23 protein-coding genes are annotated in these 24,534 nt (G+C 58.5%); 7 read left to right on the forward strand and 16 right to left on the reverse strand.

Annotation, left to right across the window (positions count from 1 at the left end):
• The first annotated feature begins 16 nt into the window (after positions 1–16).
• From FHP24_RS12090 to FHP24_RS12110, 5 genes are read left to right on the forward strand one after another with little or no spacing between them, the layout of a single operon-like run.
• A complete protein-coding gene (locus tag FHP24_RS12090) occupies positions 17–766 on the forward strand; it encodes an SDR family NAD(P)-dependent oxidoreductase (protein WP_139676452.1) in 750 nt (249 codons plus the stop codon).
• A 15-nt stretch (positions 767–781) separates the two neighbouring features.
• Positions 782–1,951, forward strand: coding sequence for an SGNH/GDSL hydrolase family protein (locus FHP24_RS12095; protein ID WP_139676453.1), 1,170 nt, complete (start codon positions 782–784; stop codon positions 1,949–1,951).
• Complete coding sequence (locus FHP24_RS12100; RefSeq protein WP_246091716.1) at positions 1,948–2,976, forward strand: hydroxyacid dehydrogenase; 1,029 nt, start codon at positions 1,948–1,950, stop codon at positions 2,974–2,976. The genes FHP24_RS12095 and FHP24_RS12100 overlap by 4 nt, the downstream gene beginning before the upstream one ends.
• Positions 2,973–3,770, forward strand: coding sequence for a sugar phosphate isomerase/epimerase family protein (locus tag FHP24_RS12105; RefSeq protein WP_139676454.1), 798 nt, complete (start codon positions 2,973–2,975; stop codon positions 3,768–3,770). Before FHP24_RS12100 ends, FHP24_RS12105 begins: the two co-directional genes overlap by 4 nt.
• The gene (locus tag FHP24_RS12110) at positions 3,770–5,017 is read left to right on the forward strand and encodes a glucarate dehydratase family protein (protein ID WP_139676455.1); all 1,248 of its coding nucleotides are present in this window, start codon (positions 3,770–3,772) and stop codon (positions 5,015–5,017) included. The genes FHP24_RS12105 and FHP24_RS12110 overlap by 1 nt, the downstream gene beginning before the upstream one ends.
• Positions 5,018–5,236: 219 nt before the next feature.
• Here FHP24_RS12110 and FHP24_RS12115 read toward each other — a convergent pair whose 3' ends face one another.
• The 7 genes from FHP24_RS12115 to glxR all read right to left on the reverse strand — a co-directional run bounded on the left by FHP24_RS12115 (position 5,237) and on the right by glxR (position 12,628).
• Positions 5,237–6,154 carry an iron-siderophore ABC transporter substrate-binding protein gene (locus tag FHP24_RS12115; RefSeq protein ID WP_139676456.1) on the reverse strand — a complete coding sequence of 306 codons (918 nt, stop codon included), beginning with the start codon at positions 6,152–6,154 and terminating at the stop codon, positions 5,237–5,239.
• 16 nt (positions 6,155–6,170) lie between these two features.
• Positions 6,171–6,998, reverse strand: coding sequence for an ABC transporter ATP-binding protein (locus FHP24_RS12120; protein WP_139676457.1), 828 nt, complete (start codon positions 6,996–6,998; stop codon positions 6,171–6,173).
• The gene (locus FHP24_RS12125; RefSeq protein WP_139676458.1) at positions 6,995–8,050 is read right to left on the reverse strand and encodes a FecCD family ABC transporter permease; all 1,056 of its coding nucleotides are present in this window, start codon (positions 8,048–8,050) and stop codon (positions 6,995–6,997) included. The genes FHP24_RS12120 and FHP24_RS12125 overlap by 4 nt, the downstream gene beginning before the upstream one ends.
• Entirely contained in the window at positions 8,047–9,099 is a 1,053-nt protein-coding gene (locus FHP24_RS12130) for a FecCD family ABC transporter permease (RefSeq protein WP_139676459.1), read from the reverse strand. Before FHP24_RS12130 ends, FHP24_RS12125 begins: the two co-directional genes overlap by 4 nt.
• Before the next feature lie 490 nt (positions 9,100–9,589).
• The gene (garL, locus tag FHP24_RS12135; protein WP_139676460.1) at positions 9,590–10,369 is read right to left on the reverse strand and encodes a 2-dehydro-3-deoxyglucarate aldolase; all 780 of its coding nucleotides are present in this window, start codon (positions 10,367–10,369) and stop codon (positions 9,590–9,592) included.
• Positions 10,370–10,421: 52 nt separating this feature from the next.
• Entirely contained in the window at positions 10,422–11,714 is a 1,293-nt protein-coding gene (locus FHP24_RS12140) for a glycerate kinase type-2 family protein (protein WP_139676461.1), read from the reverse strand.
• Between the two features lie 20 nt (positions 11,715–11,734).
• Positions 11,735–12,628 (reverse strand): 2-hydroxy-3-oxopropionate reductase, encoded by an 894-nt coding sequence (gene glxR, locus FHP24_RS12145; protein ID WP_139676462.1) that lies wholly within the window; start codon positions 12,626–12,628, stop codon positions 11,735–11,737.
• A gap of 311 nt (positions 12,629–12,939) precedes the next feature.
• Between glxR and FHP24_RS12150 the strand changes: the two genes are divergently transcribed.
• The gene (locus FHP24_RS12150; protein WP_246091717.1) at positions 12,940–13,902 is read left to right on the forward strand and encodes a LacI family DNA-binding transcriptional regulator; all 963 of its coding nucleotides are present in this window, start codon (positions 12,940–12,942) and stop codon (positions 13,900–13,902) included.
• A 110-nt stretch (positions 13,903–14,012) separates the two neighbouring features.
• Here the strand turns inward: FHP24_RS12150 and garD are convergent, their stop codons facing one another.
• Together garD and FHP24_RS12160 are read right to left on the reverse strand one after the other, a co-directional pair.
• A complete protein-coding gene (gene garD, locus FHP24_RS12155; RefSeq protein WP_139676464.1) occupies positions 14,013–15,536 on the reverse strand; it encodes a galactarate dehydratase in 1,524 nt (507 codons plus the stop codon).
• 108 nt (positions 15,537–15,644) lie between these two features.
• Positions 15,645–17,003 (reverse strand): MFS transporter, encoded by a 1,359-nt coding sequence (locus tag FHP24_RS12160; RefSeq protein ID WP_180355979.1) that lies wholly within the window; start codon positions 17,001–17,003, stop codon positions 15,645–15,647.
• A gap of 550 nt (positions 17,004–17,553) precedes the next feature.
• On the opposite strand from FHP24_RS12160, the gene FHP24_RS12165 reads away from it, so the two are divergent.
• Positions 17,554–17,877: a hypothetical protein gene (locus FHP24_RS12165; protein WP_246091718.1), complete on the forward strand. Its 324-nt coding sequence runs from the start codon at positions 17,554–17,556 to the stop codon at positions 17,875–17,877.
• A gap of 265 nt (positions 17,878–18,142) precedes the next feature.
• On the opposite strand, the gene FHP24_RS12175 is transcribed toward FHP24_RS12165, so the two are convergent.
• From FHP24_RS12175 to FHP24_RS12205, 7 genes are all read right to left on the reverse strand, one after another.
• Positions 18,143–18,913 (reverse strand): 6-phosphogluconolactonase, encoded by a 771-nt coding sequence (locus FHP24_RS12175; RefSeq protein ID WP_139676465.1) that lies wholly within the window; start codon positions 18,911–18,913, stop codon positions 18,143–18,145.
• Positions 18,914–19,053: 140 nt separating this feature from the next.
• On the reverse strand, positions 19,054–19,836 hold the full coding sequence (locus FHP24_RS12180) for a FadR/GntR family transcriptional regulator (protein ID WP_139676466.1): 783 nt from the start codon (positions 19,834–19,836) through the stop codon (positions 19,054–19,056).
• The gene (locus FHP24_RS12185; protein WP_139676467.1) at positions 19,833–20,714 is read right to left on the reverse strand and encodes an ROK family protein; all 882 of its coding nucleotides are present in this window, start codon (positions 20,712–20,714) and stop codon (positions 19,833–19,835) included. The genes FHP24_RS12180 and FHP24_RS12185 overlap by 4 nt, the downstream gene beginning before the upstream one ends.
• The gene (locus FHP24_RS12190; protein WP_139676468.1) at positions 20,711–21,823 is read right to left on the reverse strand and encodes an L-tyrosine/L-tryptophan isonitrile synthase family protein; all 1,113 of its coding nucleotides are present in this window, start codon (positions 21,821–21,823) and stop codon (positions 20,711–20,713) included. The genes FHP24_RS12185 and FHP24_RS12190 overlap by 4 nt, the downstream gene beginning before the upstream one ends.
• A gap of 12 nt (positions 21,824–21,835) precedes the next feature.
• Positions 21,836–22,636 (reverse strand): amino acid ABC transporter ATP-binding protein, encoded by an 801-nt coding sequence (locus tag FHP24_RS12195; RefSeq protein WP_139676469.1) that lies wholly within the window; start codon positions 22,634–22,636, stop codon positions 21,836–21,838.
• On the reverse strand, positions 22,633–23,487 hold the full coding sequence (locus FHP24_RS12200; RefSeq protein ID WP_180355980.1) for an amino acid ABC transporter permease: 855 nt from the start codon (positions 23,485–23,487) through the stop codon (positions 22,633–22,635). The genes FHP24_RS12195 and FHP24_RS12200 overlap by 4 nt, the downstream gene beginning before the upstream one ends.
• 18 nt (positions 23,488–23,505) lie before the next feature.
• Positions 23,506–24,405 (reverse strand): ABC transporter substrate-binding protein, encoded by a 900-nt coding sequence (locus FHP24_RS12205; protein WP_180355981.1) that lies wholly within the window; start codon positions 24,403–24,405, stop codon positions 23,506–23,508.
• Positions 24,406–24,534: the final 129 nt, after the last annotated feature.

A 24,534-nucleotide genomic window follows, 5' to 3' on the forward strand; every position in this document is an offset into this window, starting at 1 on the left:
AATGCGAGGTTTTCAAATGCAACGTTTTACCAACAAGACTATTGTCGTCGCCGGTGCAGGCCGTGATATCGGCCGGGCATGCGCGGTTCGTTTTGCGCAGGAAGGCGCCAATGTCGTGCTCACCTATAACGGTGCGGCAGAAGGCGCCGCTGCAGCGGTGGCAGACATCGACAAACTCGGCCGCTCCGCTTTGGCAATCAAGGCTGACCTGACGAATGCAGCCGAAGTCGAGGCCGCAATTTCTGCCGCAACCGACAAGTTCGGCGCCATCCATGGCCTCGTCCACGTGGCTGGCGGCATGATCGCGCGCAAGACGATTGCGGATATGGATGAGGCCTTCTGGCATCAGGTCCTCAACGTCAATCTGACCTCGCTTTTCCTGACAACCAAGGCTGCGCTACCGAAGATGGCAAAAGGCGGGGCAATCGTCACCTTTTCGTCGCAGGCCGGTCGTGATGGCGGCGGACCCGGCGCGATCGCCTATGCGACGTCCAAGGGGGCAGTGATGACCTTTACCCGCGGGCTCAGCAAAGAGGTCGGCCCGGATATCCGCGTCAATGCCGTTTGCCCCGGCATGATCTCGACGACCTTCCATGACACCTTCACCAAACCTGAGGTGCGCGAGCGGGTGGCCGGAGCCACATCGCTGAAGCGAGAAGGTGTGAGCGAAGATGTTGCCGGTCTGGTGGCCTTCCTCGCATCGGGCGACGCCGCCTATATCACCGGAGCCTGCTACGACATCAACGGCGGCGTCCTGTACTCCTGATATCCCGGTATGAACATGTCTGTATCTCACCCAAGGGCGAGCCGGATTGCCGTTCTCGGCACTTCACTCGTCCAGCAGAACCACATCGGTAACGAGACTTCGCTGGCGACTTCGGCACGCGGCTGGATGAGCTGGGCCGAGGTCTTGTCACACGGCAGGCTCTCCTGCCCTGTGCACCACGACCCATCCGCCCCGCACGGCTGGGAGCCCGGTAACCGGCCAGGCGTCAGCCGCTTTTTCTCCGGCCTCAATTTCGGAGTGTCCGGGCAGAAGGCGATCGAGATAGAACGGCGGCTGCCGCATTTGCTGCAATCGAATTTCGACCTGATCGTCGTCGATGCCGGCACCAACGACATGATGGTGGAGACCCGACAGACGATTGCCGGTACGCGAGCAAGGATCGCCTTGGCTTTGCTCGCCGCCGGCAAGACCGTCATCCTGCTACCGATCCTCGCCCGCGGCATCGAAAAATGGCCCGCTGGCGGCGCGGAACGGGCAAAGGCGCATTGGATCAACCGTCAAAGCATCGAATTCGCAGCCAGCCATGCTAATTGCCATGTTTTCGACTGGAATTCCGCCTGGCTCGATCCGCAGAGCGAATTCGGCGAGCCCTATGCCGGTTATTCCAACGACGGGACCCATTTTTCCGTGCAGGGTGGTTTTGCCGTTGGAAAGCTGCTGGCAGACTATCTCGGAACGATCGTGCCTCGCGCGTCGGAACGCATCTTGGCGAGAGACGATCGCTTCGACCCCGTGAACAACCCGCTGGGCAATCTGGCATCGGATCTTAGCGCTCGAACGACGACGGAAGGCGAACAGCAAAGCCATCGTCTCGGCGGAAAGCTGGTTCATCCTGGCGTCGGTGTCTGGGTGGAAGCGATCTGCGATATCGACGTGCCTGCACACGAAGGTGTTTTCGGCATAACACTACGGTTAAATGACGTTGCTCCCGAAGGGCAAGAAACAATCGCGCTCGGCCCGTTCCGTGCAGACGACGGCACAATTTTCCCCTTCCCTGACACTGAATGGAAGGGTGCATTGCGAACCCCTCCCCTCAAACTTCGCCCCGGCGATACGGAACCTGAACTTTATCTCGACGTCATTCTGCGACCCGGTTCGAGACCGCTCGGGATCGACGTGTCGCGCATTGACGTCCGCCCCGTTTCGAGCCCGGTGCGCGCATGAACACCAGCAAACCGAAATTGCTGATCGCCATGCGCAGCGAACTTCCCGAAGGTTTCTTCGGCCCGCGCGAATGGGCGCGGTTGAACGCGGTAACAGATGTCATTCCAGGTTTTCCCTATACGGATTTCGATACCGTCGAGGGCGGAAAAGCCCTGGCCGAGGCCGATATCCTGTTGGCGGCCTGGGGCACGCCATCCCTGACGAAAGCGCGTCTTGCGCACGCGAAGAAACTCAAGATGGTCGCCTATGCGGCGTCCTCCGTGCGAACCGTTACGCCCACGGAATTCTGGGAAACATCCAATATTCTCGTCACCACGGCGGCATCCGCCATGGCCGTACCTGTGGCTGAGTTCACCTATGCAGCAATCATCATGTGCGGCAAGAATGTTTTCCGGCTGCGCGACGCGCACCGGACAGAGCGCGGCACAGGTGGCTTCGGCAGCCGCCGCGGCATGAACCAGCCCCATCTCGGCAATCATGCCCGCCGGATCGGCATTGTCGGCGCCTCCCGCATCGGCCGCCTGGTTATCGACATGCTCGCACGCGGCACATTCGAGATCGCGGTTTACGATCCCTTCCTTTCATCAGACGAAGCGACAACCCTCGGCACAACGAAAATGGAGCTGCACCAACTTCTCGCATGGTCCGATGTTGTTTCGCTGCACGCGCCTATCCTGCCTGAAACCCGTCATATGATCGGCGCACACGAGTTGGCGCTGATGGCGGATCATGCAATCTTCATCAACACGGCGCGCGGCTGGCTTGTCGACCACGACGCCTTGCTTGCGGAAGCGCAATCCGGCCGGCTGCGTATCCTTATCGATACTCCAGAGCCGGAGCCATTACCGACTGATAGCCCGTTCTATGATCTGCCGAACGTCGTGCTCACCCCGCATATCGCCGGTGCGCTGGGCAACGAGCTGCGAGCGCTGTCCGACCTTGCCATCACCGAAATCGAACGATTTGTCGCCGGCATTTCTCCACTTCACCCTGTGATGAAGCAGGATCTGGAGCGTGTAGCATGAGCGCGTTCGACTATTGCTTTTCGACACTCGGCTGCTCGGAAATGAGCCTGCATGAAGTCGCCGATTTGGCGGATCGACATGATATCGCTGCGGTTGAACTACGAACATTATCCGGCACTATCGACCTGATTTCGGCATTGGCTGCCGAATTTGAAAATCCTGCCGGGCTTGCAGCATTTCTGGCCGGGCGCAATCTCAGAATTGCTGCCCTCAATACATCCATCAAGCTGTTCGAAAGCACCGACCTTGCAGCCATCGAGCCGTTCATTCCGTGGGCGGAGGCGGCAGGTGCCGCTCATCTGCGTATCTTCGACGGGGGCAAGCAGTTGGGCGCCGACGATATGAAACGTGCAGCGGATATTATCGATGACTGGCAGGCTACGCGGCAGTCATCAGGATTTGATTTCGACCTTATGATCGAGACCCACAATACCCTAACCGATGTCGAGCAGCTTGTCGCACTCGTCGAGCTTGTGCCGACTGCGCAAATATTATGGGACACGCATCACACATGGTCCCGTGGTGCTGATCCCACTTCAGTCTGGGATCGTATCGCCCGAAACATTGTCCATCTGCACGTCAAGGACAGCACGGTCGATGGTGATGGACGCCGACACTACGTGCTGCCCGGCGATGGCGATTTTCCCATGGCTGAACTGATCTCACTTCTTCGACAGAATGAACGACACATCCCCCTCAGCCTCGAATGGGAGCGCCATTGGCATCCCGAACTGCCACCTCTGGAAGACGCGCTGATCGCAGCACGCAATTGGTGGCGACAAGGAGTTTCTTGATGCGTATCGCTGAAATCCACCTCACGCCCGTGGCAATCCCGGACAAGCCGCTATTGAATTGCAAGGGCGTACACCAACCTTATGCCTTGCGGACAGTGATCGAAGTTATCTGCGACGACGGGACTGTCGGTCTGGGTGAAAGTTATGGAAGCATCAAGGCGCTGGATGGCTTGCGCCGTGCGGCGCCGGCGTTGGTCGGACTCGACCCTTTCCATCTCCACGAATTGAAATCTCGCGTGATTGCCGCATTGCCTGGTGGCGGCGGCATCAATGCCAAATCGGCGGTAGCCGATCACAAGCTAACGGATGTGGTTGCTTCAGGCTTCGAGGTCCCTTGCATGGACATTCAGGGTAAGCTACTCGGACGACCGGTTTCAGACCTGCTTGGTGGAGCGGTTCGCTCCAATGTTCCGTTCAGCGCCTATCTCTTCTTCAAGTTTGCCGCTCACATCGGCGAAGCACCGGACGAGTGGGGCGAAGTGCTCACTCCCGACCAGATGGTTGAGGAAGCCTACAAGATGGTGGACAACTACGGCTTCCGATCGCTGAAACTCAAAGGCGGCGTGCTGCATCCGGATCTCGAAATAGAGACGATGCTGAAGCTTAGGGAGGCCTTTCCGGATCACCCGCTGCGTATCGACCCCAATGGCGGCTGGACGGTCGAGACCGCTATTCACATCGCGCGCAAGCTCGAAAACGTTCTGGAATATCTCGAGGATCCGGTCATCGGTATGGATCAGATGGCGCAGGTTGCAGCCGCTACTTCTATCCCGCTCGCCACGAATATGATCGTGCTGGAATTCGACCAGATCGCCGAAGCCTTCCGCAGACAGGCGGTGCAGATCGTCCTGTCCGATCATCATTACTGGGGCGGACTACGCGCCTCGACCCATCTCGGCAAGATATGCGAGACATTGGGGCTTGGCGTCTCCATGCATTCGAACTCGCATCTCGGCATCACTCTTGCGGCGATGACGCATGTTGCAGCAGCCACGCCGAACCTTAGCTTCGACTGCGACACCCATTATCCCTGGACCGGCGTTGACGTAGTCGAGGGATCTCCCTTCACATTCCGAGACGGCAAGCTGGATGTGCTCAAGCAACCTGGCCTTGGCGTATCGCTTGACCGGCAAAAACTCGCTGATCTCGCATCCCTGTATGAAAAAACTGCGATGAAGGAGCGGGATGATACCGCTTATATGAAGCTGTTCGACCCAGCCTACGAACGGCGTGTGCCGCGCTGGTAACGTACATTTTGTCTAGTGACGAATGGCGTAACCTGCTTTGGATAGGCCTCAAACCGCTGGCCACTCCGTTCCCGATGATACGAAATCATTCTTTCGCCGCCATCCCCATGCCGGCAAGAGCGAGCCGACGTTCGACGCAGGCTATCATCCGCGGCGATCGCGCACAGAAATCGGGAGCAGCAACGCGGGCCGCGACGGCCCGCGTCGATTGATGATGAACTATGCCTTGAACTTAGCTTCCAGCATGTCGAGCAGATTGAACGCCGTCAGGATGTTGCCAAAGAGATAGTCGGCCGATGGCAGTTCGACCTTTTCTCCGCGCAGATTGGCGAATGTCGGCAGAGTTCTCAGCTTCTCGCTCATCGCCCCCGCGCCCTTGGCGCCTTCGTCTTCAAGCAACAGGATCATGTCCGCTTCCAGCAGATCCAGTCGTTCCAGACTGATGTTGATGAAGCCGTCGTTGCCGGTGACATCCTGCTGTGGAGGCGCCTTGAAGCCGAGATCCTTCAGAACGCTCCAGGTGAAGGACGTATCCTGAAGCATGTAGCGCACCAGATTGGTGCGCACGCGGGCGATGGTTGCAGTGCCTATCTTGCTGCCGATAGCGTCCCGGACCTGTTTGGCGCGCTGGTCGTAACGATCAAGCAGTTCCTGTGCCTCGGTCTGGCGACCGGTGACATCGGCGACCGTCGTCAGCGTCTTGCGCCATTCTGCCGGGCGCACGTCGATAAGGACGGTCGGCGCTATCTGGCTGTAGCGATCATACATGCCCTGCTGGTCGGGAAGGTCGTCATTGCTCATCAGGATGAGGTCCGGTTCCATCGTCAGAACGGCCTCGTAGTTTGGTTCGCCTGAAGTGCCGATATAGCCGATATCGGCAGGCAGCCGCTCTACAACACCCTTGGCGAAACCGCCGGTGAAATTCGGACGGGAGGCGCCGACCGGCTTGATTCCGAGCGCGACCGTCGGCTGCAGCACATCATCGCCGTCTGTCACGACGATACGCTTGGCAATTTTCGGGATTTCTACGGAGCCGATGGCGTCTGTTACCGTGATCGTTTCCTGGGCGAGTACGGGGCTTGCGGCGAACACAAGCGATGCGGCGATCATCTCGCGGCGCGTCAGATGCAGGGACAAGGTCGTTATCCTTTCGTCAGAATGTGGGTGTCGGTTTTGGGGAGTTGTCGTGCAGGCCGCGCGGTACCACCAACGGTGTTCCAAACACGGGGTCGGCAATGATCATACTGTCGAGGCCAAACACGTCGCGCACCAGCGCCTCGGTAACGATGTCACCCGGGCGTCCCTCTGCAACGGCATGGCCGCCGCGCATGGCGATCATGTGGGTGGCGTGCCGGCAGGCCTGATTGAGATCATGCAGCACGGCGGCAATAGTATAACCGCGCTCGCGGTTGAGCTTTTCCAGGAGTAGCATCAGCTCCATTTGATGGGCGATGTCGAGGAATGTGGTCGGCTCGTCGAGCAGGAGAAGCGGCGTTTCCTGGGCAAGAACCATTGCAATCCAGGCGCGCTGCCGCTGGCCGCCCGACAACTCGCTGACCCGGCGGTCCGCAAGTTCATTCATCCCGGTGGCTTCGATGGCGGCGGCGACCGCCAGTTCGTCGGCGCGGCTCCATTGGCGCAGCAGGTTTTGATGCGGATAACGGCCACAGGCGACCAGTTCGGTGACGGTGATACCATCCGGTGCGATTGAGCTTTGCGGCATCAAGCCGACCTGGCGGGCAAATTGCTTGGCTGGAATTTCCGAGATTGCGCGACCGTCGAGCAATACCGAGCCGCGACCCGGTGCCAGCAATCTCGAAAGAGCCTGCAGCAGTGTAGACTTTCCGCAGGCATTCGGGCCGACGATGGCCGTGAAGGAACCTGAAGGTACCGTGACGGTAAGGTCCTGCGCGACGACCGACTTGCCATAGGCGAGTTCGATGGCCTGTGCTTCGAGGCGGGGGGCGGCTTGCGGGGTCACGTGCGGCGTGCCTCCTTAATGATCAGCCAGAGAAAATAGGTGCCGCCGATGCATAACGTCACCACGCCGACCGGCAGCTGAATAGGTGCGAAACCATGCTGGGCGGCATAGTCTGCGGCGGAGAGAAGAAGGGCACCGGTCGCCATCGATGCGGCGAGTGACGTGCCGGCCGTACGCGTGATGACATGGGCAATCGGTGGGGCTGCGAGCGCCACGAAGGGAATGGGACCGGCTATGGCTGTGACCAGCGCGGTCGCGACGATGGCAAGCGCCATCAGCGACAAGCGAACCGTTTCCACCTTGATGCCCAGTGCGCGGGCGCGGGCGTCACCCATTTCCATCAGCCTGAGCGGGCGCGATAGAAACAGTGCGCAGACGATGACTGGCACAGCCAGCCACAGGATCGGCATCAATTGCTGGCTGTTCACCTTGGCCAGCGTTCCCATGCCCCATGTGTTGGCCGCCATTGCAGTTGAAAGCGTGGATTTGAGCAGTATCCAGTGATTGGCGGAGGTCAACATGGCGCTGACGCCGATGCCGACGACGATCAGCTGAAACCCCTGAATGCCATTGCGCCATGTCAGCAGGTAAACGGCAAGTGCGGTAAGAAGACCGCCGGCAATGGCGCTGCCGGCCAAGATAAGCCAGCCGCCGCCGGCAAAGGTGATGGCGAGGATGGCACCGGTATAGGCGCCGGCATCGAACCCGACGACATCGGGACTGCCGAGCGGATTGCGCGTGATCGACTGGAAGACGGCGCCACCGAGACCAAGCAGAGCGCCGAACAAAGCAGCTGCCACCGCCCGCGGCAAGCGCCATTCGAGAACGACCAGCCGGGTACGGCGTTGGCCATTTCCAATCAGCACGTCGATCACATCCATGACCGGTATCCGTAATTGCCCGCTGACCAGAGCGGCCATCAAGACTGCGGCGGCGAGTGTGAAAAGGACAGAGCACGCCAGCAGGAGCCGTTTGTCGATCGAAAAACCGATACGTCCGCCGAGCGCACGAATGGTAAAGCGCCGGCGGATGAAGGACGGATGCAGGCTCATAGCGCCGTTACCTTTCTGGCGCGTACCAGCCAGATCAGCACCGGAGCACCGATAAAGGCGGTAACGATTCCGACCTGTATTTCGGCAGGACGCATGCTGAGGCGGCCGACGATATCGGCGGTCAGAAGCACGATCGGCGCCAAGATAAGCGTATAGGCAAAGATCCAGCGCTGGTCGCTGCCGCCGATCCAGCGGGCGACATAAGGAACCATCAGACCAAGAAAACCAAGCGGGCCGGCGGCAGCGGTCGCCGCGCCCGTCAGTAACATCACCGCCAGCACGACCATGATGCGCGCACTGCGGAGACCTGCGCCGAGCGAACGGGCCTGATCGTCTCCAAGGGCAACGACGTTGAGAACGGGCGCGCAGATAAGGGCAAGAAGAACGCCGATGACGACGAAGGGGGCAGTGTAGACAAGATTGTCGTAGCCGGTGATGGCCAGCGAGCCTACTTCCCAGTTCAGCATATGATCGAACGTGTTGGGATCGAGAAAGATCAGTGTCGACGTGAGGCCGCGCAGCACGGAGCCTATGGCGACACCGGCGAGCGTCAGCCGCAATGGCGTGGCACCGGCGCGGCCGCCCATGGCGGCAGCATAAACACCGATCGCTGCAAGTCCGGTGCCGGCGAAAGCGAACCAGATCAGCGAAAGGGGATGCGAGATGCCGAAAAGGCCGATCGCTGCCACCATCGCGAAGGCGGCTCCCGCATTGATGCCGAGAATGCCGGGATCGGCGAGCGGATTGCGGGTAAGCGCCTGCATCAGCGCGCCTGACAGCGCAAAGGCAATGCCGGCCATGAGGCCGAGCAGCGTGCGCGGCAGGCGCAGCGACCAGATGGTTTCGCTGTCTATGCTGACGTTGCCGCCAAACAATGATGAAGCGACATCAATGACAGGAATAGTGCGCGCACCGATCGCGAGACTCAGGCAGATGACGAAAACGAGGACGATGGCGGCGGCGATAAGGCCGAGACGTTTCCCGTTTTGACGTGCGGTAGGCGCTTGGTCCGCTGCAAATGCGTCATGTTCGAGGGGGCTGCAACTCATGAAAACGATCGCTCGTCCTTCGTGAGATCGCCTCCCTTCGATCATTTGATGACAAATTTCATCATCTTTTGCCCGCCGAATTGCAATAAGTCAATTGCGCTTGGGGATATCCGGTATCACGCTTTGGTAAGACTGAAACGCAGGAGGCGTAACGCTTGGCGATGGATTTTTACAGGGATCAGATAAATCGACCGCGCTGCCGGCCTCAAACGCCTGAACCGTGAAACCGCCGTCAACATATCCCGGCTGGAGGCCGTGAAACACTTCAGCGAAGACCTCGCCTAATTTCTAGATGATCAGAATGTATAAACTCACCAATTGACCGATTGTATGAAGGTGGTGACTCCGCAACAATGACGGGGTCACCAGGTAACTGAAACTCCGGGTGTCGCCTTGGAGACGGGACACGACCTCACCAATCATCGTGACCTGCCTCAACCATCGCACTCACCTAGCCCCCGCGATGACAAAGGCGACGTTTCCGGCGAACCTACAGGTACTTGTCTTTCAGCGCCTGCGTCGCTCCCTTGAAGACACCGAGGTCGGAGCCGACGGCGACGAAGGTGGCGCCCATGTCGAGATAACGGCGGGCATCGGCCTCGACGGGGGCGAGGATGCCGGATGGCTTGCCCTGCGCCTTGGCGGCGGCAAAGACGGACTTTATCGCGGCCTGGACTTCGGGATGGCCGGCATTGCCCAGATAACCGCAGGCGGCGGCAAGATCCGAGGGACCGACGAACAGGCCATCGACGCCCTTGGTGGCGGCAATCGCTTCGGCGGCCTCGACGCCTGCGCCGTTTTCGATCTGCACCACGACCGTGACGTTGTCGTTGATCACCTTCATGTAGTCGGTGACGGTGCCGTAATGGTTGGAGCGCTGGGCGACGGACACGCCGCGTACACCTTCCGGCGGATAACGGGTTGCGGCGACCGCAGCCTTGGCTTCCTCGACAGTCTGCACGAAGGGGACGAGGAAGTTATAGACGCCGGCATCGAGCAGGCGCTTGATCAGCACCGTGTCGTTCCATTGCGGCCGCACCACCGGCGCAGACGATGAATCCTTCAGCGCCATCAATTGCGGGATCAGCGACAGGATGTCGTTGGGCGCATGTTCGAGATCCATCAGCAGCCAGTCGAAACCGGCAAGGCCGAGCACTTCGGTGGTGATCGGGCTGCCGAGCGCGCTCCAGCATCCGATCAGTGTTTTGCCGGCCAGAAGATCCTGCCGGAACTTGTTTGGGAAGGCCGTGTACGGCACATGAATGGACATTGTCTCTCCCTTATCCTCTCTCGTTTTGCCGGACACGCGCCGGCTCGGTCTGTCAGTCGTCGGTCGCCGGCGCGTGTCCGGCCGCCTCAATCAAGATCGCCCTGAAGTCGTTGACATTGGTGAGCGTCGGGCCGGTCACGACGCTCTCTCCAAGGGCTTCGAAAAAGCCGTGGCCGTCATTGGCGGCCAGGCAGTCATTGGGGTTCGATCCAAGGCCCCAGGCCTTGGTCAGCGTGTCCGGATCGAAAGTCGCACCGGCGATTTCCTCGATTCCGTCCACCCCGTCCGTATCGCCGGCAAGCGCCGAAACGCCGGGCATTCCATCCAGTGCAATGGCGAGCGACAGAAGGAACTCGACATTGCGTCCGCCACGCCCGTTGCCGCGGACCGTGACGGTGGTTTCACCACCGGACAACAGCACGCAGGGTGGCGTGAACGGCTGGCCGCGCACCGTGACCTGGCGGGCGATGCCGGCCATCACCTTGCCGGCATCCAGCGCCTCACCCTCGATGGCGTCACCCAGGATGAAGGGCGTGTATCCGGCCTGCCTTGCGAGCTCGGCCGCTGCCTCAAGCGCCATTTGCGGCGTGGCGATCATGCGGACCTCGCAATCGGCGATCCGTGGGTCGTAAGGCTTGATGCTTTCTCCCCGTCCGCTTTCAAGGATCTCGATTACAGTCTCAGGGACCTCGATGCCGTAGCGGCGGATGATTGCCAGGGCATCGTCGCATGTGGTCGGGTCGGCGACCGTCGGGCCGGAGGCGATATCCATCGGGTTGTCGCCCGGCACGTCGGAAATCAGCAGCGATATGACCTTTGCCGGGTGGCAAGCGGCGGCGAGCCGTCCGCCCTTGATCGCCGACAGATGCCGGCGCACGGTGTTCATCTCCGAAATCGTCGCGCCGGATTTCAACAGCGCCCGGTTGACGGCCTGCTTGTCTTCCAATGTCAGGCCGTCGAGCGGCAGCGGCAAAAGTGCCGAACCGCCGCCCGAGATCAGGCAGAGCACTAGGTCGTCGGGCTTGAGGCCGGCGACGAGGCCGAGGATGCGGTTGGCGGCATTCAGGCCTGCCGCGTCGGGCACGGGATGGGCCGCCTCGACGATTTCGATCCGGTCACAGGCGACGGCATACCCGTAACGGGTGACCACCAGGCCCGACAGGTCGCCGGTCCAGGCATCTTCGAGGGCTCTCGCCATCGCAGCCGATGCCTTGCCGGCGCCGATCACCACGAGCCGCCCTTTCGGCGGCTCGGGCAGGTTGGCCGGCACGCAACGGGCCGGTTGGGCGGCGCCGATTGCGGCATCGAACATGTGTCGAAGCAGGTCTTTCGGTGCGACAGCCATCAGGCCCATCCCTTCCTCAATCAGGCCTTCGGCACCTGGCCGATTTCGAAATTGGCCATCAGCTCGAGTGCCTTGACCATGCCGGAGTGATCCCAGGCCGAACCGCCATTGGCAGCGCAGGCGTTGAACAATTCCTGAGCGGTTGCGGTATTGGGCAAGGACAGGCCGAGCGAACGGGCAGTCGACAGCGCGAGGTTCAAATCCTTCTGGTGCAGGGCGATGCGGAAGCCCGGCTCAAAGCTACGCTTGACCATGCGGTCGCCATGGACTTCCAGAATGCGGGAATTGGCAAAGCCGCCCATCAGCGCCTCGCGCACCCGTGCCGGATCGGCGCCGGCTCGGGCGGCCAGAAGCAGGGCCTCGCCAACGGCCTCGATGGTCAGCGCAACGATAATCTGGTTGGCGACCTTGGTCGTCTGACCGTCGCCATTGCCACCGACGAGCGTGATGTTCTTGCCCATCAGCTCGAACAGCGGCTTCACCTTGGCAAAGGCCGCATCCGGGCCGCCGACCATGATCGTCAGCGACGCCGCCTTGGCGCCCACCTCACCGCCGGATACCGGGGCGTCGAGATAATCGCAGCCCAGCGCTGCGATCTTTTTGGCGAATTCCTTGGTGGCGACCGGCGAAATCGAGCTCATGTCGACGACGATCTTGCCGGGCGACAGGCCCTCGGCCACACCGCCTTCCGAAAACAGAACCTTCTCCACATCCGGCGTATCGGGCACCATGACGAAGATGATCTCGGATTGTTCGGCCACCTGCCTGCCCGAGGCGCAGACAATGGCGCCGCCAGACGTCAGACTTTCGGCAACTGCGCCGATACTGTTGACAAAAAGAGCATGGCCCGCAGCCTGCAAATGACCCGCCATCGGCGTCCCCATGATCCCCAAACCGATGAAACCAAGATTCATGTCTTTCTTCCTTTAAGATCTTCGACGCATTCTCGTGTGGATTGTTCTCAGGAAGTACCAGCAGCGCCGTCCTCCATATATTCCTGATACCGCTATCATTCTTGGTTTTAAGACGTTTGCCTAGCTCTCTTCTGTGCGGCAATTCGTCGTTCGGAGGAACCGCTCGGGCTTTGGCTCAATTTGTAAGAGATGGCATCATCTGTTATCGTTCCCCGATTGCAGAATGAGATACGCACACATTGTCGACGCACGCCCCTCCCCCAAAAAAACTGCGTAAGCCCAGGTCCTCCGGCGCCATAACTTTGCAGGAAGTGGCAAAACTTGCAGGCGTTTCGCCAATCACCGTCTCGCGCGCGCTCAACCGTCCGGAAATGGTAAAGCCGCAGAAACTCGAAGCCATACAGGCCGCCATAAGGCGAACCGGCTATGTGCCCAATCTTCTGGCCGGAGGCCTGGCTTCGAAGAAAAGCCGCCTCGTCGCCGCGATGGTGCCGATCATCAGCAACTCTATGTTCGCCGAGGTGATTGAAAAATTCACCGACCGATTGGATACGGCGGGATACAAAGTCATGCTCGGCCTCTCGGGCTTCCGTGCGGAGAATGAAGACGGCCTTATTGCTGCTGTGCTTTCGCGCCAGCCCGATGCGATTTTCCTGACAGGCGTCAATCATTCGCGCACCACGCGCAGCCGCCTTCTCGCAGCCCGAATCCCCGTTGTCGAAACCTGGGACTACACGCCGACACCGATCGACATGCTGGTCGGCTTTTCTCATGAAAAGGTGGGACGCACGGTCGCCGAATACCTTCATGACAAAGGTTACCGCCGGTTCGGCATGATCTCGACCGAGGACGAGCGGGCGAATATACGCAAGTCGGCTTTTCTCGCGACGCTGGCAGAACGTGACATCACCGATGTGCGTATCGCAACGATCACGTCACCCGGCAACTTCAAGAAAGGCCGGGCCGGCATCATAGAGATTCTGGATGCAGGCGAACTTCCCGAAGTGGTGTTCTGCAGCTCGGACGTTCTTGCCCATAGCGTGCTGACGGAAGCGCAGACGCGTGGCATGTCCGTCCCCGCGGACCTTGCCGTGATCGGCTTCGGCGATCTGGAATTTGCTCCTTACACTTTTCCAGCCCTGTCAACCGTGCATATAGATCGCAGCGCCATTGGCCTTCGTGCCGCCGAAATGGTATTGGCGCGGATCGAAGAGCGCGAGATCGAAAAGATCGTCGATATAGGCTTTAGCGTCATCGGGCGTGGCAGCACCTGATGATCTGACAGGGAGCTGCCGGAGGCCACGCAACCTGCCAGGCAACGTTCCCATAATTCAAATCTGGTCGATCGACCCATGACTGATGTTGCCGCAACGGAGACGGCAGATCAGGTCACCGGGGCCGGATTGAAAAGCGCCATGGAGTTGCGGATCTGCCACCGATCCGCACAGACCTGCTTCTCGCCGCTCGCTACGTCGAGAATAAGCTGCAGGATCTCCATGCCCGCCTGTTCCAGTGTCATATCGCCGGTTGCGATCCTGCCTGCGTCGAAGTCGATGAGATCGTGCCAGCGTCGAGCCAGGTCTGTGCGTGTCGAGACCTTGATCACCGGCACGACGGCCAGGCCGTAGGGCGTTCCGCGACCCGTAGTGAAAATCTCGACATTGCAGCCGGATGCAGCCTGCAGCGTGCCGCAGATGAAATCGCTTGCCGGTGTCGCGGCGTAGATCAGTCCCTTCTGTACCGCTTTTTCACCAGGCGACAGAACACCCGCGATGGCGCTCGATCCGGACTTAGCGATCGAGCCCAGGGCCTTTTCCACGATATTGGCAAGGCCGCCTTTTTTGTTGCCAGGCGTCGGGTTGGCGCTGCGATCCGATTGACCGGCTGCAAGATATTTGTCGTACCAGTCCATTTCACGGATCAATGCTCGCCCGACTTCCTCGTTGGTAGCTCGTGGCGTCAGCAGATGGATCGCATCACGAACCTCGGTAACTTCCGAGAACATTACAGTGGCACCGGCACGCACGAGAAGATCGGCTGCGACGCCGAGTGCCGGGTTTGCGGTAACTCCCGAAAACGCGTCCGAACCGCCGCACTGCATGCCGACGACCAAATCCGAGGCGGGACACGTCTCGCGCCTGCGCCGGTTCAGTTCGGTCAGGCGGATTTCTGCCATCTCCATGATCGAGGAAATCATCGCACCGAAGCCGGTATGCTTCTCGTCCTGCAGGGTGACGATCGATGCAGAATGGCCGTTAGGCAGCAGCCGTTCAGGCTGCAGCTTCTCGCAGCCCAGGCTGACGACCATGACTGCTCCGCCCAGATTGGGGTTCGTGGTCAGGTTCTGCAGTGTGCGAATGGGAATGATCGCTTCCGGCGCATTGATCGCGACGCCGCAACCATAGACGTGTTCGAGCGCGATCACATCATCGACGTTGGGATATTTCGGTAGCAATTCGCTCTTGATCTTCTGCAATGCTATATCGAGCACGCCGGCAACACACTGGACACTCATCGATATGCCGAGGATGTTTTTCGTACCCACTGACCCATCCGGGTTTCGGAATCCCTGGAATGTGTAACCTTCGAGCGGCGGCTGGGGAGCAGGCACCGCAGTTGCCAGCGGCAGCGTGTCGAGAACCGGGGCCGTTGGCAGTCTGACCAGCGATTCTTCAATCCAGCTGCCTTTCTGAATGTCGCACACGGCATATCCGATCACTTCGCCGTAACGGAGGATTTCCTCACCTTCGGCGATGGTAGTCAGTGCAACCTTGTGCCCCTGGGGAACGAACTCGTTCAACACGAGGTCATCCGAAAACACGGTTCCCGCCGGAAGACCCAGCGTGTTGACAACGATCGCGACGTTGTCGCGGTCATGGACCTTGATATAGAGTGGTGCTTCTATCATGAGAGTGTCTCTGTCTGTAATTTATGGCTTTCGGATGCCGAACACGTCGGCCTTTCAATCGGCTGGGACGGGCTGCGCGGACACAGGCGCCGCACAGTCCGCTGCCTGTCAGGTCCTGAGGACCATGCGTTTGATGTCGCCGACAACGACGAGGTAGCTTATGGCAGCCACCAGTGCATTCGCACCCACGAAGACGAGTGCGCCGTTGAAGGAGCCAGAGGCCTGAACGATGTAGCCGATGACGATCGGCGTCGTGATCGAGGCAATGTTGCCGCACATGTTGAACACGGCGCCAGCCAGGCCGGTGATTTCTTTCGGTGCACAGTCCGATATCACCGCCCATCCGAGAGCGCCGATTCCTTTCCCGAAGAAGGCCAGTGCCATCAGGAAAATGATGACTGACTGGATGTCGGTATAGTTGCAGGCGATCATCGTCATCGATAGCAGCATACCGAGCACGATCGGGGTCTTTCTTGCGACCGTCAACGTAAAGCCGCGTTTGAGCATTGTGTCGGAAATAATGCCGCCGAGAATGCCGCCGGCAAAACCGCAGATAGCAGGAATGGAGGCGACGATGCCGGCATTGAGGATCGACATGCCACGTTGCTGTACCAGATAGACGGGAAACCAGGTCAGGAAGAAGTAGGTGATGGCATTGATGCAGAACTGGCCAATGAAGATGCCAACCATCATCCGGTTGGAAAACAGCTGGCGCACATAGCCCATCTGTGAGCCACCGGCCGTGTCTTTCTTGCCGGGACTGTCCATATTCACCAAGCCTCCGCCGGACGAGATGTAGTCGATCTCAGCCTGGTTGATGCGCGGGTGTTCGGACGGATTATAGATCACCTTGAGCCAGATCCCGGCAATCACGATGCCGAGGCCGCCCATGAAACCGAAGGCCCAATGCCAGCCGAAATAATGGGTAATATAGCCCATGACCGGCGCGAAGATGACGGTGGCGAAATATTGCGCCGCGTTGAAGATGGCGGATGCCGTGGCCCGTTCGTGGCTCGGGAACCAGGCTGCCACGATGCGGCTGTTGCCCGGAAACGAGGGCGCCTCGGCTAGACCGACGAGGAATCGCAGCGCGAAAAGCACGATGACGACAGCTCCGCCGGTGACGAACCCTGTCAAACCCTGTAGAATCGTGAACAGGGACCAGAAGAATATCGAGAGGGCATACACGAGCTTCGAACCGAAACGGTCCAGAAGCCAGCCTCCCGGCAGCTGCCCAACCACATAAGCCCAGCCGAAAGCTGAAAAAATCAGCCCCATTTCAGCGGGCGTCAGTCCAACTTCCTTGCTGAGCGCAGGTCCGGCGATAGCCAGGACAGCTCGGTCGGCATAGTTGATCGAAGTGACGACGAACAGCATGCAGAGGATCGTCCACCGCACATTCGTTTTCTTCAGCAATTTGCCCATAGACGCAGCAGGCGTCGTCTGAGACGCATTCACGATATTCATGACATCTCCCTCCAGCGAGTCCGCCCGCAGATGCTTTCCCCCGCAGCCCCTCGCACTCTTTCCAAACGCCATAATGCTAGCGCTATCATTATAAGGTAAACCTCTCGTGGGTGAAGACAATGCGGCAATCAATACTGCGTCGTTATGGCGCCTATTGGTTGCATAATGCAGCTCGTACGCGCGGCTCAAGTGTCAGCAAGGAATGGTAATGGAGACAGCTTTTAAGGCACGGCTGATCGTGAAGGCGGTAGCCCGTGGCCGATACGCGATGATCGGTCGCCGGGACAATAAACCCCTTACCTTATTCGATCCGATGATCTGCGTTTATGGGCGGTGCCATGCGGCACAATCATCAGATCGTTCTGCCCAACGCTATCTGCGATACGTGCTCGAATTTTTCGACTATAAGGATCTATGACCTTCTAAACACGCTGGATGGCTGACGACACGAGAGACCTCGATGTGCCAGGCAAATCATCGCAACGAAGACGGAGCAGCGGATCCTCCTAGCCGCTTCGCAGGTCGGGCTGACTGGAAATGATTTAACGGGTTGCGGCAAGAAGAAAGCGCCGTTTCCTTAACGATCCAGCGATTTCAATATCCAGACGAGTTAAAGGAAAAATACTTGCCTAACTTCAATTATAAACGGGCTGCTGGGATCTACAGCGGAAAAACAACATTCAGATCAGCCTCGGCTCCTCGTTACAGGCGCTTTGAAACTGCCGCCGAGGCAGTTCAGTTCGCCGTTGAGGAACTCTCCGGTGCGACGCAACGCGGTTGCGTGCTGGAGATGGACGAATTGCGCCTTAATCACACGCAGATCGTGGAACTCTACGAATCCGCCGCCTTTCCACTTGCTCGCCGGGAACGGTGATGCACGGCTGAACCTTGAGCCGGGTGACAATTTTCTCCGCCTGTCATCTCACTGCCTACCGTCATGTGCGGCCGGTCCGTTTCGGCCTGCACCGACTGCCATTTCGACCTCGTGGCAGGTCGACCAGAGGCTTCGAATAAACTGCGGTTTAAAAGACCGAACGGAATACTCCGGGTTCGGAGCTAACTACGCCGCGAATACGGGATCCCGGGCTACCGCTGTTCGAAAACAGAAGTGCCCAGGTGAGTCCGTATAGAAGCTATTTTCAACCCGCGGCGGGTTCAAGTTTCTCAGCGATGGTTTCGTTGGTGTAGACGATCGCGTGAGGTGCATTCCGCAGAATGGTTGCCGGGCACATGAAGGTGATCGGACCCTCAAGGATCTTCTTCACTATGTTGCCCTTCTCTGGTTCGTGCACGAGCACCAATGCCCGGCTCGGCTTGAGCAGAGCATGCATTGTCAACGACAAACCGTAGTGAGGCACGTCGTCGAAAGTCTTGAAATATCCGCGGCTGTCGATCTGCTTGCGCGTGGCTTCATCAAGAATGACGACACGGATGATGTCCTTGGTGTCGAAATCGGCCGGCGGGTCGTTGAAAGCAAGATGGCCGCTGTTTCCGATGCCCATCACGCAGAGAACCGGGTCCAGTTCGTTGTAGAGCTTTGTGTACCGGGCCAATTCTTCTTCGACTGGCTCATGATCGCCGCGCATCGGATAGAATGCCTTCGGCTTCACATGGTCGAGCAGATTGACGCGCATGCGCGATGCGCCGCTCTCGGGCCGCTCTTCCGCGACACCCATATAGGTATCGACATGGAGAACCGTGATCTTCGACCATTCGATGTCGGTGCGGGCCATGATGGCCTTGAAGAAAGTCGCCTGCGAAGCGCCCAGCGCCATAATGATAGCGATTTCACTCTTTTTGGAAAGTTCCTCACGGATGATGGATGCGAGATCCGCGGCTGCAGCTTCGCCGAGTTCCTCGTCCGTCGATGCCACTTCGACCCGCAACTGGTCGTATTTCAGATGTCTCATTTCTGTCGCTCCGTTGGTTTTTGGACAAACGATTTCCGTGCGCCGGAGAGGCGCCCGAAAATACAATGATTTAAGGACCTCGATGCCTTGCCTACCCGGAAGGGCCGCAGTGCTATCTGCGTTATAGACTTGGCGGTGAGCTACTCGCCGGAATGCCAGCGAATGGAAAACTTCCGCTTCACGCCATATTCCTCTTCAAGGTCGATGAATGTTTCATCGAGGATCGATTCAAGACCCGCATGATCTTTCCTGCGCATCGCTTCCAGCTGCCGCGTATGCACATCGATAATATGGTCGGCACGGTCAGCGTCGCGGCGCAATGCCCCCCTGAGCGGCGCCAATTGCCGATAGATGGTCGTCATTGTGCTCAACAGCATCTGGTTTCCGCATGCATGGGCGACCCGGCGGTGGAACATGCCATCTGCCTGCTGCACGATGCGCGGATCGTGGCGATGATGCCTTACAAGTTCGATCGTTTCCTGAATTTGAGCGAATTGCTGTTCGGTCGCATTCTCTGCAGCCAGATGATAGACCAGCGGCTCCAGCAGACGTCGTGAGGAAATGACCTCTTCGATGTGCATGACTTCGGAAGCGATGTTCTTGCCGACAACGTCGAAGGGAATGATGTCGGCTGCAACGAACACGCCACCAGACTGCCCCGCCTTGATCTGCAGGACGCCGGAATTCTCCAGGATACGGAACGCCTGCCGCAAAGTCGGGCGCGAGATCTCCAGCATCTTTGCCATTTCGCTTTCGTTTGGCAGCCGGTCTCCCTGACGAAGGCCTTGCGCGTCGATTGCATCGACAATCCGCTCGACAACCGCTTCGAAAGTCCTGTGAACCCGGATCGGCGCAAACATGCGCGTTGGAGAGTTGTCCTCCAGCCTGGTGGCTACCGTCTCGCTCTTGTTAGCCCGCATCATTTTGTACCTTCGTTGAAGCTCGCCGCTCCCTGGAGCGCTACTCCGATCTCAGCGGCGAAGTCCAGATTGGAAACTGCAATTTTCGCCTGATAAATTTCGCCGATCAGCGATCGATAGTGCTTTTCCGCCGCGTCGAGATATTGGCCCGCAGCGCGTTTGATCGAGCCATTTATCACAATTACTTCCGGGTGATAAAACTTGGAGATCATGCCCAGCGCGACCGCAAGACAGCGGGAGAATATTTCGAGCACCTTTACGGCAGACTCGTCATTCGCCTTCGCCATATCGAAGATGTTCACCGCCTCCACATAACGACCGGTAAGGGCAAAGTACAACTCGCGAAGCCCGCGTCCACATGTCACCCGATCGAGCGATCTGTACTCTCCAAGTTCATGGACGTAGATGATCTGCTCGGAGATGAGGCCAGCGCCGAACCGGCCGCGTATCACGCGATCGTCGTAGCCCCCGACACCGATACCCGTCCCAAGATTAAGCATCGCGAAGCTGGATGTCTGTTTCCCCACCCCCAGCCTTGCCTCTGCCACAGTCATTGCGTGGATATCATCATCCACGTGCACCGGCAGCCCCAGCTTCCGGGTCAGAGCGTCCTGAAGATCGAAATCGACCCGGCCGCCCATCAGCGAGCTGTAGACCACCAGCCCTCCATTGAGAGCTCCATTCAAACTGACCGCCACCCCTGTTGCGGAAAGCGGCATATTTGCCCGGATCAGGTCCGCCAGATCGGATGCGAACGCCGGTGTTCCGCGCCGCATCAGGGCTGTCGGAATTTTTTTGAGAAAGCTGACGGAGTAGTCCGGCTCTATCCGCGAGAGCTGTATCTTCGTACCACCGATATCGACACCAAGGGTGGTCTTCATTCCGAAACCACGCGGTAGGCAATCGGGGCTGCATCCTCGTCACCATCAAGATGCAATGCCTCGACATGACCGACGGCACTTCCAAGGCTTCCGAGGTACAGGATCTCCCATCGACCGTCCGCATGCAGCACCGGCACACCGTGATAGGGCAGAATGCCCGACCAGCGATTGATGGGAACGACCGAGAGGTTTTCCGGCTTCGGGGAAACCGTCAGCTTCAATGCATGCGGGCGCAGATCATGCAGGAATCCTGTCGCATCCCGCAGGGCCAGCAAGGAGCGGTAGGCGAAGAATTTGCGATGCGCGATCTTGTCGATGTAGTCGCGGGGATAACGCAAGGCGGAATCCGTCTGCGAGGCATCATAGGCTGCAGCGACGACGGCGTGCGGGTAATCCAGCATCGGAACAGATGTTCGGGCATTGGGGAATGTAACATTGTAGGCGTCGAGAACAGCCGGATCGTCCTGCTGCCAAAGCTCTCGCATGCGTTCCTGTTCAAAAAGCCATCGAGCCTCGAAATTCGGAATCTGGTGTACCATGTCGTCGAGACTGTGAAAGTCGAGCTGGCCTTCCTTCAGATTGGCGATACGTGCACATGCAGGCGTTCCTCGGCGATATGCGTCGATGCTGGCCTGGTCCACGCCCTGGCAACGTCCAAGAATCCCCTCCTCCAGAATTGTCAGACGACCGCCCGGAGCATAGATGGTTTCGATCGTGTCGAGCACCGCCTTGAAGCGCCGTAGCATAAGCACTTCACCGATGTCCGGCGCCATACGGTTCGTCTTTAACGGGTTAGGCATCTTGTAGGCGAAGGCCATCGCGACGAACTGCAGCGGCAGATCCTGTTTCACGAAATGGCCTATATTCTCCAGCCAGCGATCTCTGTTGGCAGGGATGAATCCTGGATCGCCGAACAGGACTTCCTCATGCACAAAGACAGAGAGGATACGCTCCTCTATCGAGCCATCCCTGGCTGCGGCGATGGCCGGATCATTGCTGAGAACCAGCTCCGCCAGTTCGCTTTCACTGCAAATGCGCTCGCGCACTATGCGAGGCGGCGCCCAAGAGGTCGGAAGAACTGAATTTACATAGGTGTAGGGGCTTGGCATGGATAATTTCCTTCAGCGAATTCGTGCCAGGAACTCGGCAGTTCGCGCATTGGTGGGATTGCGGATGACGTCCGCCGGCGCGCCGGCTTCGGCCACCACTCCCTTGTCGATGAAATAGACTGTGTCGCCGACTTCTTCGGCAAACGTGATCTCGTGTGTGACGACCAGCATCGTCATGCCGTCACGAATGAGCTGCCGCATCACAGACAGGACTTCGCCGACCAGTTCCGGGTCCAGCGCCGATGTCGGCTCGTCGAACAGGATCACGGACGGGTTTGCGGCCAGTGCCCTTGCGATTGCGACGCGCTGCTGCTGCCCACCTGAAAGTCGGGCTGGATAGGACTCGGCGCGGTCGGCAAGGCCTACCTTGTCGAGCAATTCCATGCCGCGCTTGCGTGCCTGTGTGGTTTCAACTCCATGAACCATAACGAGGCCGGAAATGACGTTTTCCAGCGCGGTCATATGCGGAAAAAGATTGAAGCGCTGAAATACCATGCCGATGCGTGAACGGCGTGACGCTGTGGTTGCCGCCCTGGCTTCCACCCAGCGTTTGCCCGTCCACTCGGCTCCGACCAGATAATCCTCGACCCAAAGCTCTCCGCCTTGATACGTCTCAAGGCTGTTGACGCACCGCAAGAACGTGCTTTTGCCGGATCCCGAAGCGCCAATGATGAAGGCTGCTTCACCCTTGCGGACGTTCAGGGTGATACCCTTCAATACTTCCAGGTCACCATAGGATTTGCGCAGATTCCGGACGCGCACAATGTTGTCCAGATCGTTGCGTGAAACATCGACGGTCTCTTGCATTGTCATATGACTTTCCGGATTTTGCTCGTGGTCCTGATGTCACTGCGCGCGAGGTAGTTTTCCAGGCGTGACTGCAGGAACGACGAGATCGTCACCAGCACGAGGTACCAGAGCGAGGCAACGACAAGCGTCTCGATGACGTAAAACGTCTGCGCCGCGATACTTTGGGTTGTTCCCATGATTTCGCGCGTGCCGATCACATAGACAAGTGACGTCGTCTTGAGAAGATCGATAGCCAGGTTGCCGGCTGTCGGAAGGATGACCCGGATGGCCTGTGGAAGCACAATGCGCAGAAGCGCTTTGTTGGGCGTCAGCCCGATCGACAACGCTGCTTCGGTTTGCCCCTGATCCACTGAGATCAAGCCACCGCGAATGACCTCGCACATGAAGGCGCTGACATTCAGTAACAACCCGAGGAGTGCAGCCGTCAACGGCGTTATGATGGTATTGGTGTTAACGGATGCACCGAACAGGTCGATCGTCGGCAAAAACAGTCCGAGGTTGAACCAGAAGACAATCTGCACCAGAAGCGGCGTTCCGCGGAAGAACCAGATATAAGAGGACGCGATGAGCTTCAGAACCGGATTGCCGGAAATCATCATCGCGGCCAGGACTGTGCCCAGAATGATCGAGCCGACCAATGATATCAACGTCAGCATCAGTGTGATGCCGACACCGGAAAAGACGGCGGGCGACCAGAAATATTCCCAGACGATATCCCAGCGGATTTGTCCGGCCCCGATGAAAACCTTGACGGCGATGCCGACGATGAGAAGAGCGATGACCGCAATGATGGCGTTCGCAATGCGTGGGCCGGATCTGCGATGAATTCGCAGATCCTTTGCTTGTTGATCCACATTAATCATCAGTGCGGATCACAGGATTGGAGCATTGAGCAGGACGCGATCGAGATCGGACTCGCCCAGTGACCATTTCTGCATGATCTTTGTGTACGTGCCGTCCTCTTTCATGCTCTGCAATGCGCCGGCTACGGCCGCCATGAGTTCGGGGGTCTTTTTCGAGAATGCTATTCCCTGGTTGGCCGGCGCGAAACGAGGAACCGGGGATACTTCCAGCCGCGTCTGCACACCTTCACTTGCGACTGCGAACGTGTAGGTAGACACACCGAAAGTCGTCATGGTCGCATCAGCCTGGCCACTTGCCACAGCCAGAAGGGGTGCTGTCTTGTCGGGAGCTTCGAGCATGTTGATCTTGGTCGTGCAGCTCTTGTTCAACTCCTCGATGACTTTGGGAAAAATCGAGCCGGTCACGATCATGACACGCTTGCCGCAAAGGTCAGCCATCTCTTTGATGCCTTGCGGGTTGCCCTTGCCGACGATGACACCGGAGCCTTCCGTCGAATAGGCAATGAAATTGACGACTTCTTCGCGGACCTTCGTGTTGGCCATGGCGCTAACGTAGAAATCAAACCGGCCGGACTCGACGCCGGGTATGCCGGCAGTAAACTGGATATCGTTCCATTTCACTGTCAATCCAAGCCGCTTTGCTGCCTCGTTGATGAGATCGGCATCGGCACCGGATGCCTCATTGGTTTTCCGGTCGATGAACGCCCAAGGCGCATATCCGTCAGTCGTTCCGACATTCAATACGCCGCGCTGTTTGACCGCTGCTGGCAGTTTATCGACCCAGGATGCCTGGGCTTCCATGTGAGGTTCGACCTTGAAGGCTTCCTGGGCCATGGCTTGGCCGGACAGCACCAGGGCTGTCATGGCACCCATCATGGAGAGACGCGCAAAACCAAATTTCGCTTTCATTTCACCTGTTCCCTTTTTTGATTGATCCATCAGGACAGCCAAACTGTAAAATAGTTTCCATTTAAATGGCAATAGTGTTTCCAAAAAAATATTATGATGTAGCCTGCTCTGATCGCAATAGGATTTTGG

The sequence above is a fragment of the Aliirhizobium smilacinae genome (assembly GCF_006335145.1).
Taxonomy (GTDB): domain Bacteria; phylum Pseudomonadota; class Alphaproteobacteria; order Rhizobiales; family Rhizobiaceae; genus Neorhizobium; species Neorhizobium smilacinae.

Bases quoted from the DNA above. Each gene is read 5' to 3' on its own strand.
- FHP24_RS12090 (WP_139676452.1), top strand. From the start codon at position 17: ATGCAACGTTTTACCAACAAGACTATTGTCGTCGCCGGTGCAGGCCGT.
- FHP24_RS12095 (WP_139676453.1), top strand. From the start codon at position 782: ATGTCTGTATCTCACCCAAGGGCGAGCCGGATTGCCGTTCTCGGCACT.
- FHP24_RS12100 (WP_246091716.1), top strand. From the start codon at position 1,948: ATGAACACCAGCAAACCGAAATTGCTGATCGCCATGCGCAGCGAACTT.
- FHP24_RS12105 (WP_139676454.1), top strand. From the start codon at position 2,973: ATGAGCGCGTTCGACTATTGCTTTTCGACACTCGGCTGCTCGGAAATG.
- FHP24_RS12110 (WP_139676455.1), top strand. From the start codon at position 3,770: ATGCGTATCGCTGAAATCCACCTCACGCCCGTGGCAATCCCGGACAAG.
- FHP24_RS12125 (WP_139676458.1), bottom strand. From the start codon at position 8,050: ATGAGCCTGCATCCGTCCTTCATCCGCCGGCGCTTTACCATTCGTGCG.
- FHP24_RS12130 (WP_139676459.1), bottom strand. From the start codon at position 9,099: ATGAGTTGCAGCCCCCTCGAACATGACGCATTTGCAGCGGACCAAGCG.
- garL (WP_139676460.1), bottom strand. From the start codon at position 10,369: ATGTCCATTCATGTGCCGTACACGGCCTTCCCAAACAAGTTCCGGCAG.
- FHP24_RS12140 (WP_139676461.1), bottom strand. From the start codon at position 11,714: ATGGCTGTCGCACCGAAAGACCTGCTTCGACACATGTTCGATGCCGCA.
- glxR (WP_139676462.1), bottom strand. From the start codon at position 12,628: ATGAATCTTGGTTTCATCGGTTTGGGGATCATGGGGACGCCGATGGCG.
- garD (WP_139676464.1), bottom strand. From the start codon at position 15,536: ATGATAGAAGCACCACTCTATATCAAGGTCCATGACCGCGACAACGTC.
- FHP24_RS12160 (WP_180355979.1), bottom strand. From the start codon at position 17,003: ATGAATATCGTGAATGCGTCTCAGACGACGCCTGCTGCGTCTATGGGC.
- FHP24_RS12175 (WP_139676465.1), bottom strand. From the start codon at position 18,913: ATGAGACATCTGAAATACGACCAGTTGCGGGTCGAAGTGGCATCGACG.
- FHP24_RS12180 (WP_139676466.1), bottom strand. From the start codon at position 19,836: ATGATGCGGGCTAACAAGAGCGAGACGGTAGCCACCAGGCTGGAGGAC.
- FHP24_RS12185 (WP_139676467.1), bottom strand. From the start codon at position 20,714: ATGAAGACCACCCTTGGTGTCGATATCGGTGGTACGAAGATACAGCTC.
- FHP24_RS12190 (WP_139676468.1), bottom strand. From the start codon at position 21,823: ATGCCAAGCCCCTACACCTATGTAAATTCAGTTCTTCCGACCTCTTGG.
- FHP24_RS12195 (WP_139676469.1), bottom strand. From the start codon at position 22,636: ATGACAATGCAAGAGACCGTCGATGTTTCACGCAACGATCTGGACAAC.
- FHP24_RS12205 (WP_180355981.1), bottom strand. From the start codon at position 24,405: ATGAAAGCGAAATTTGGTTTTGCGCGTCTCTCCATGATGGGTGCCATG.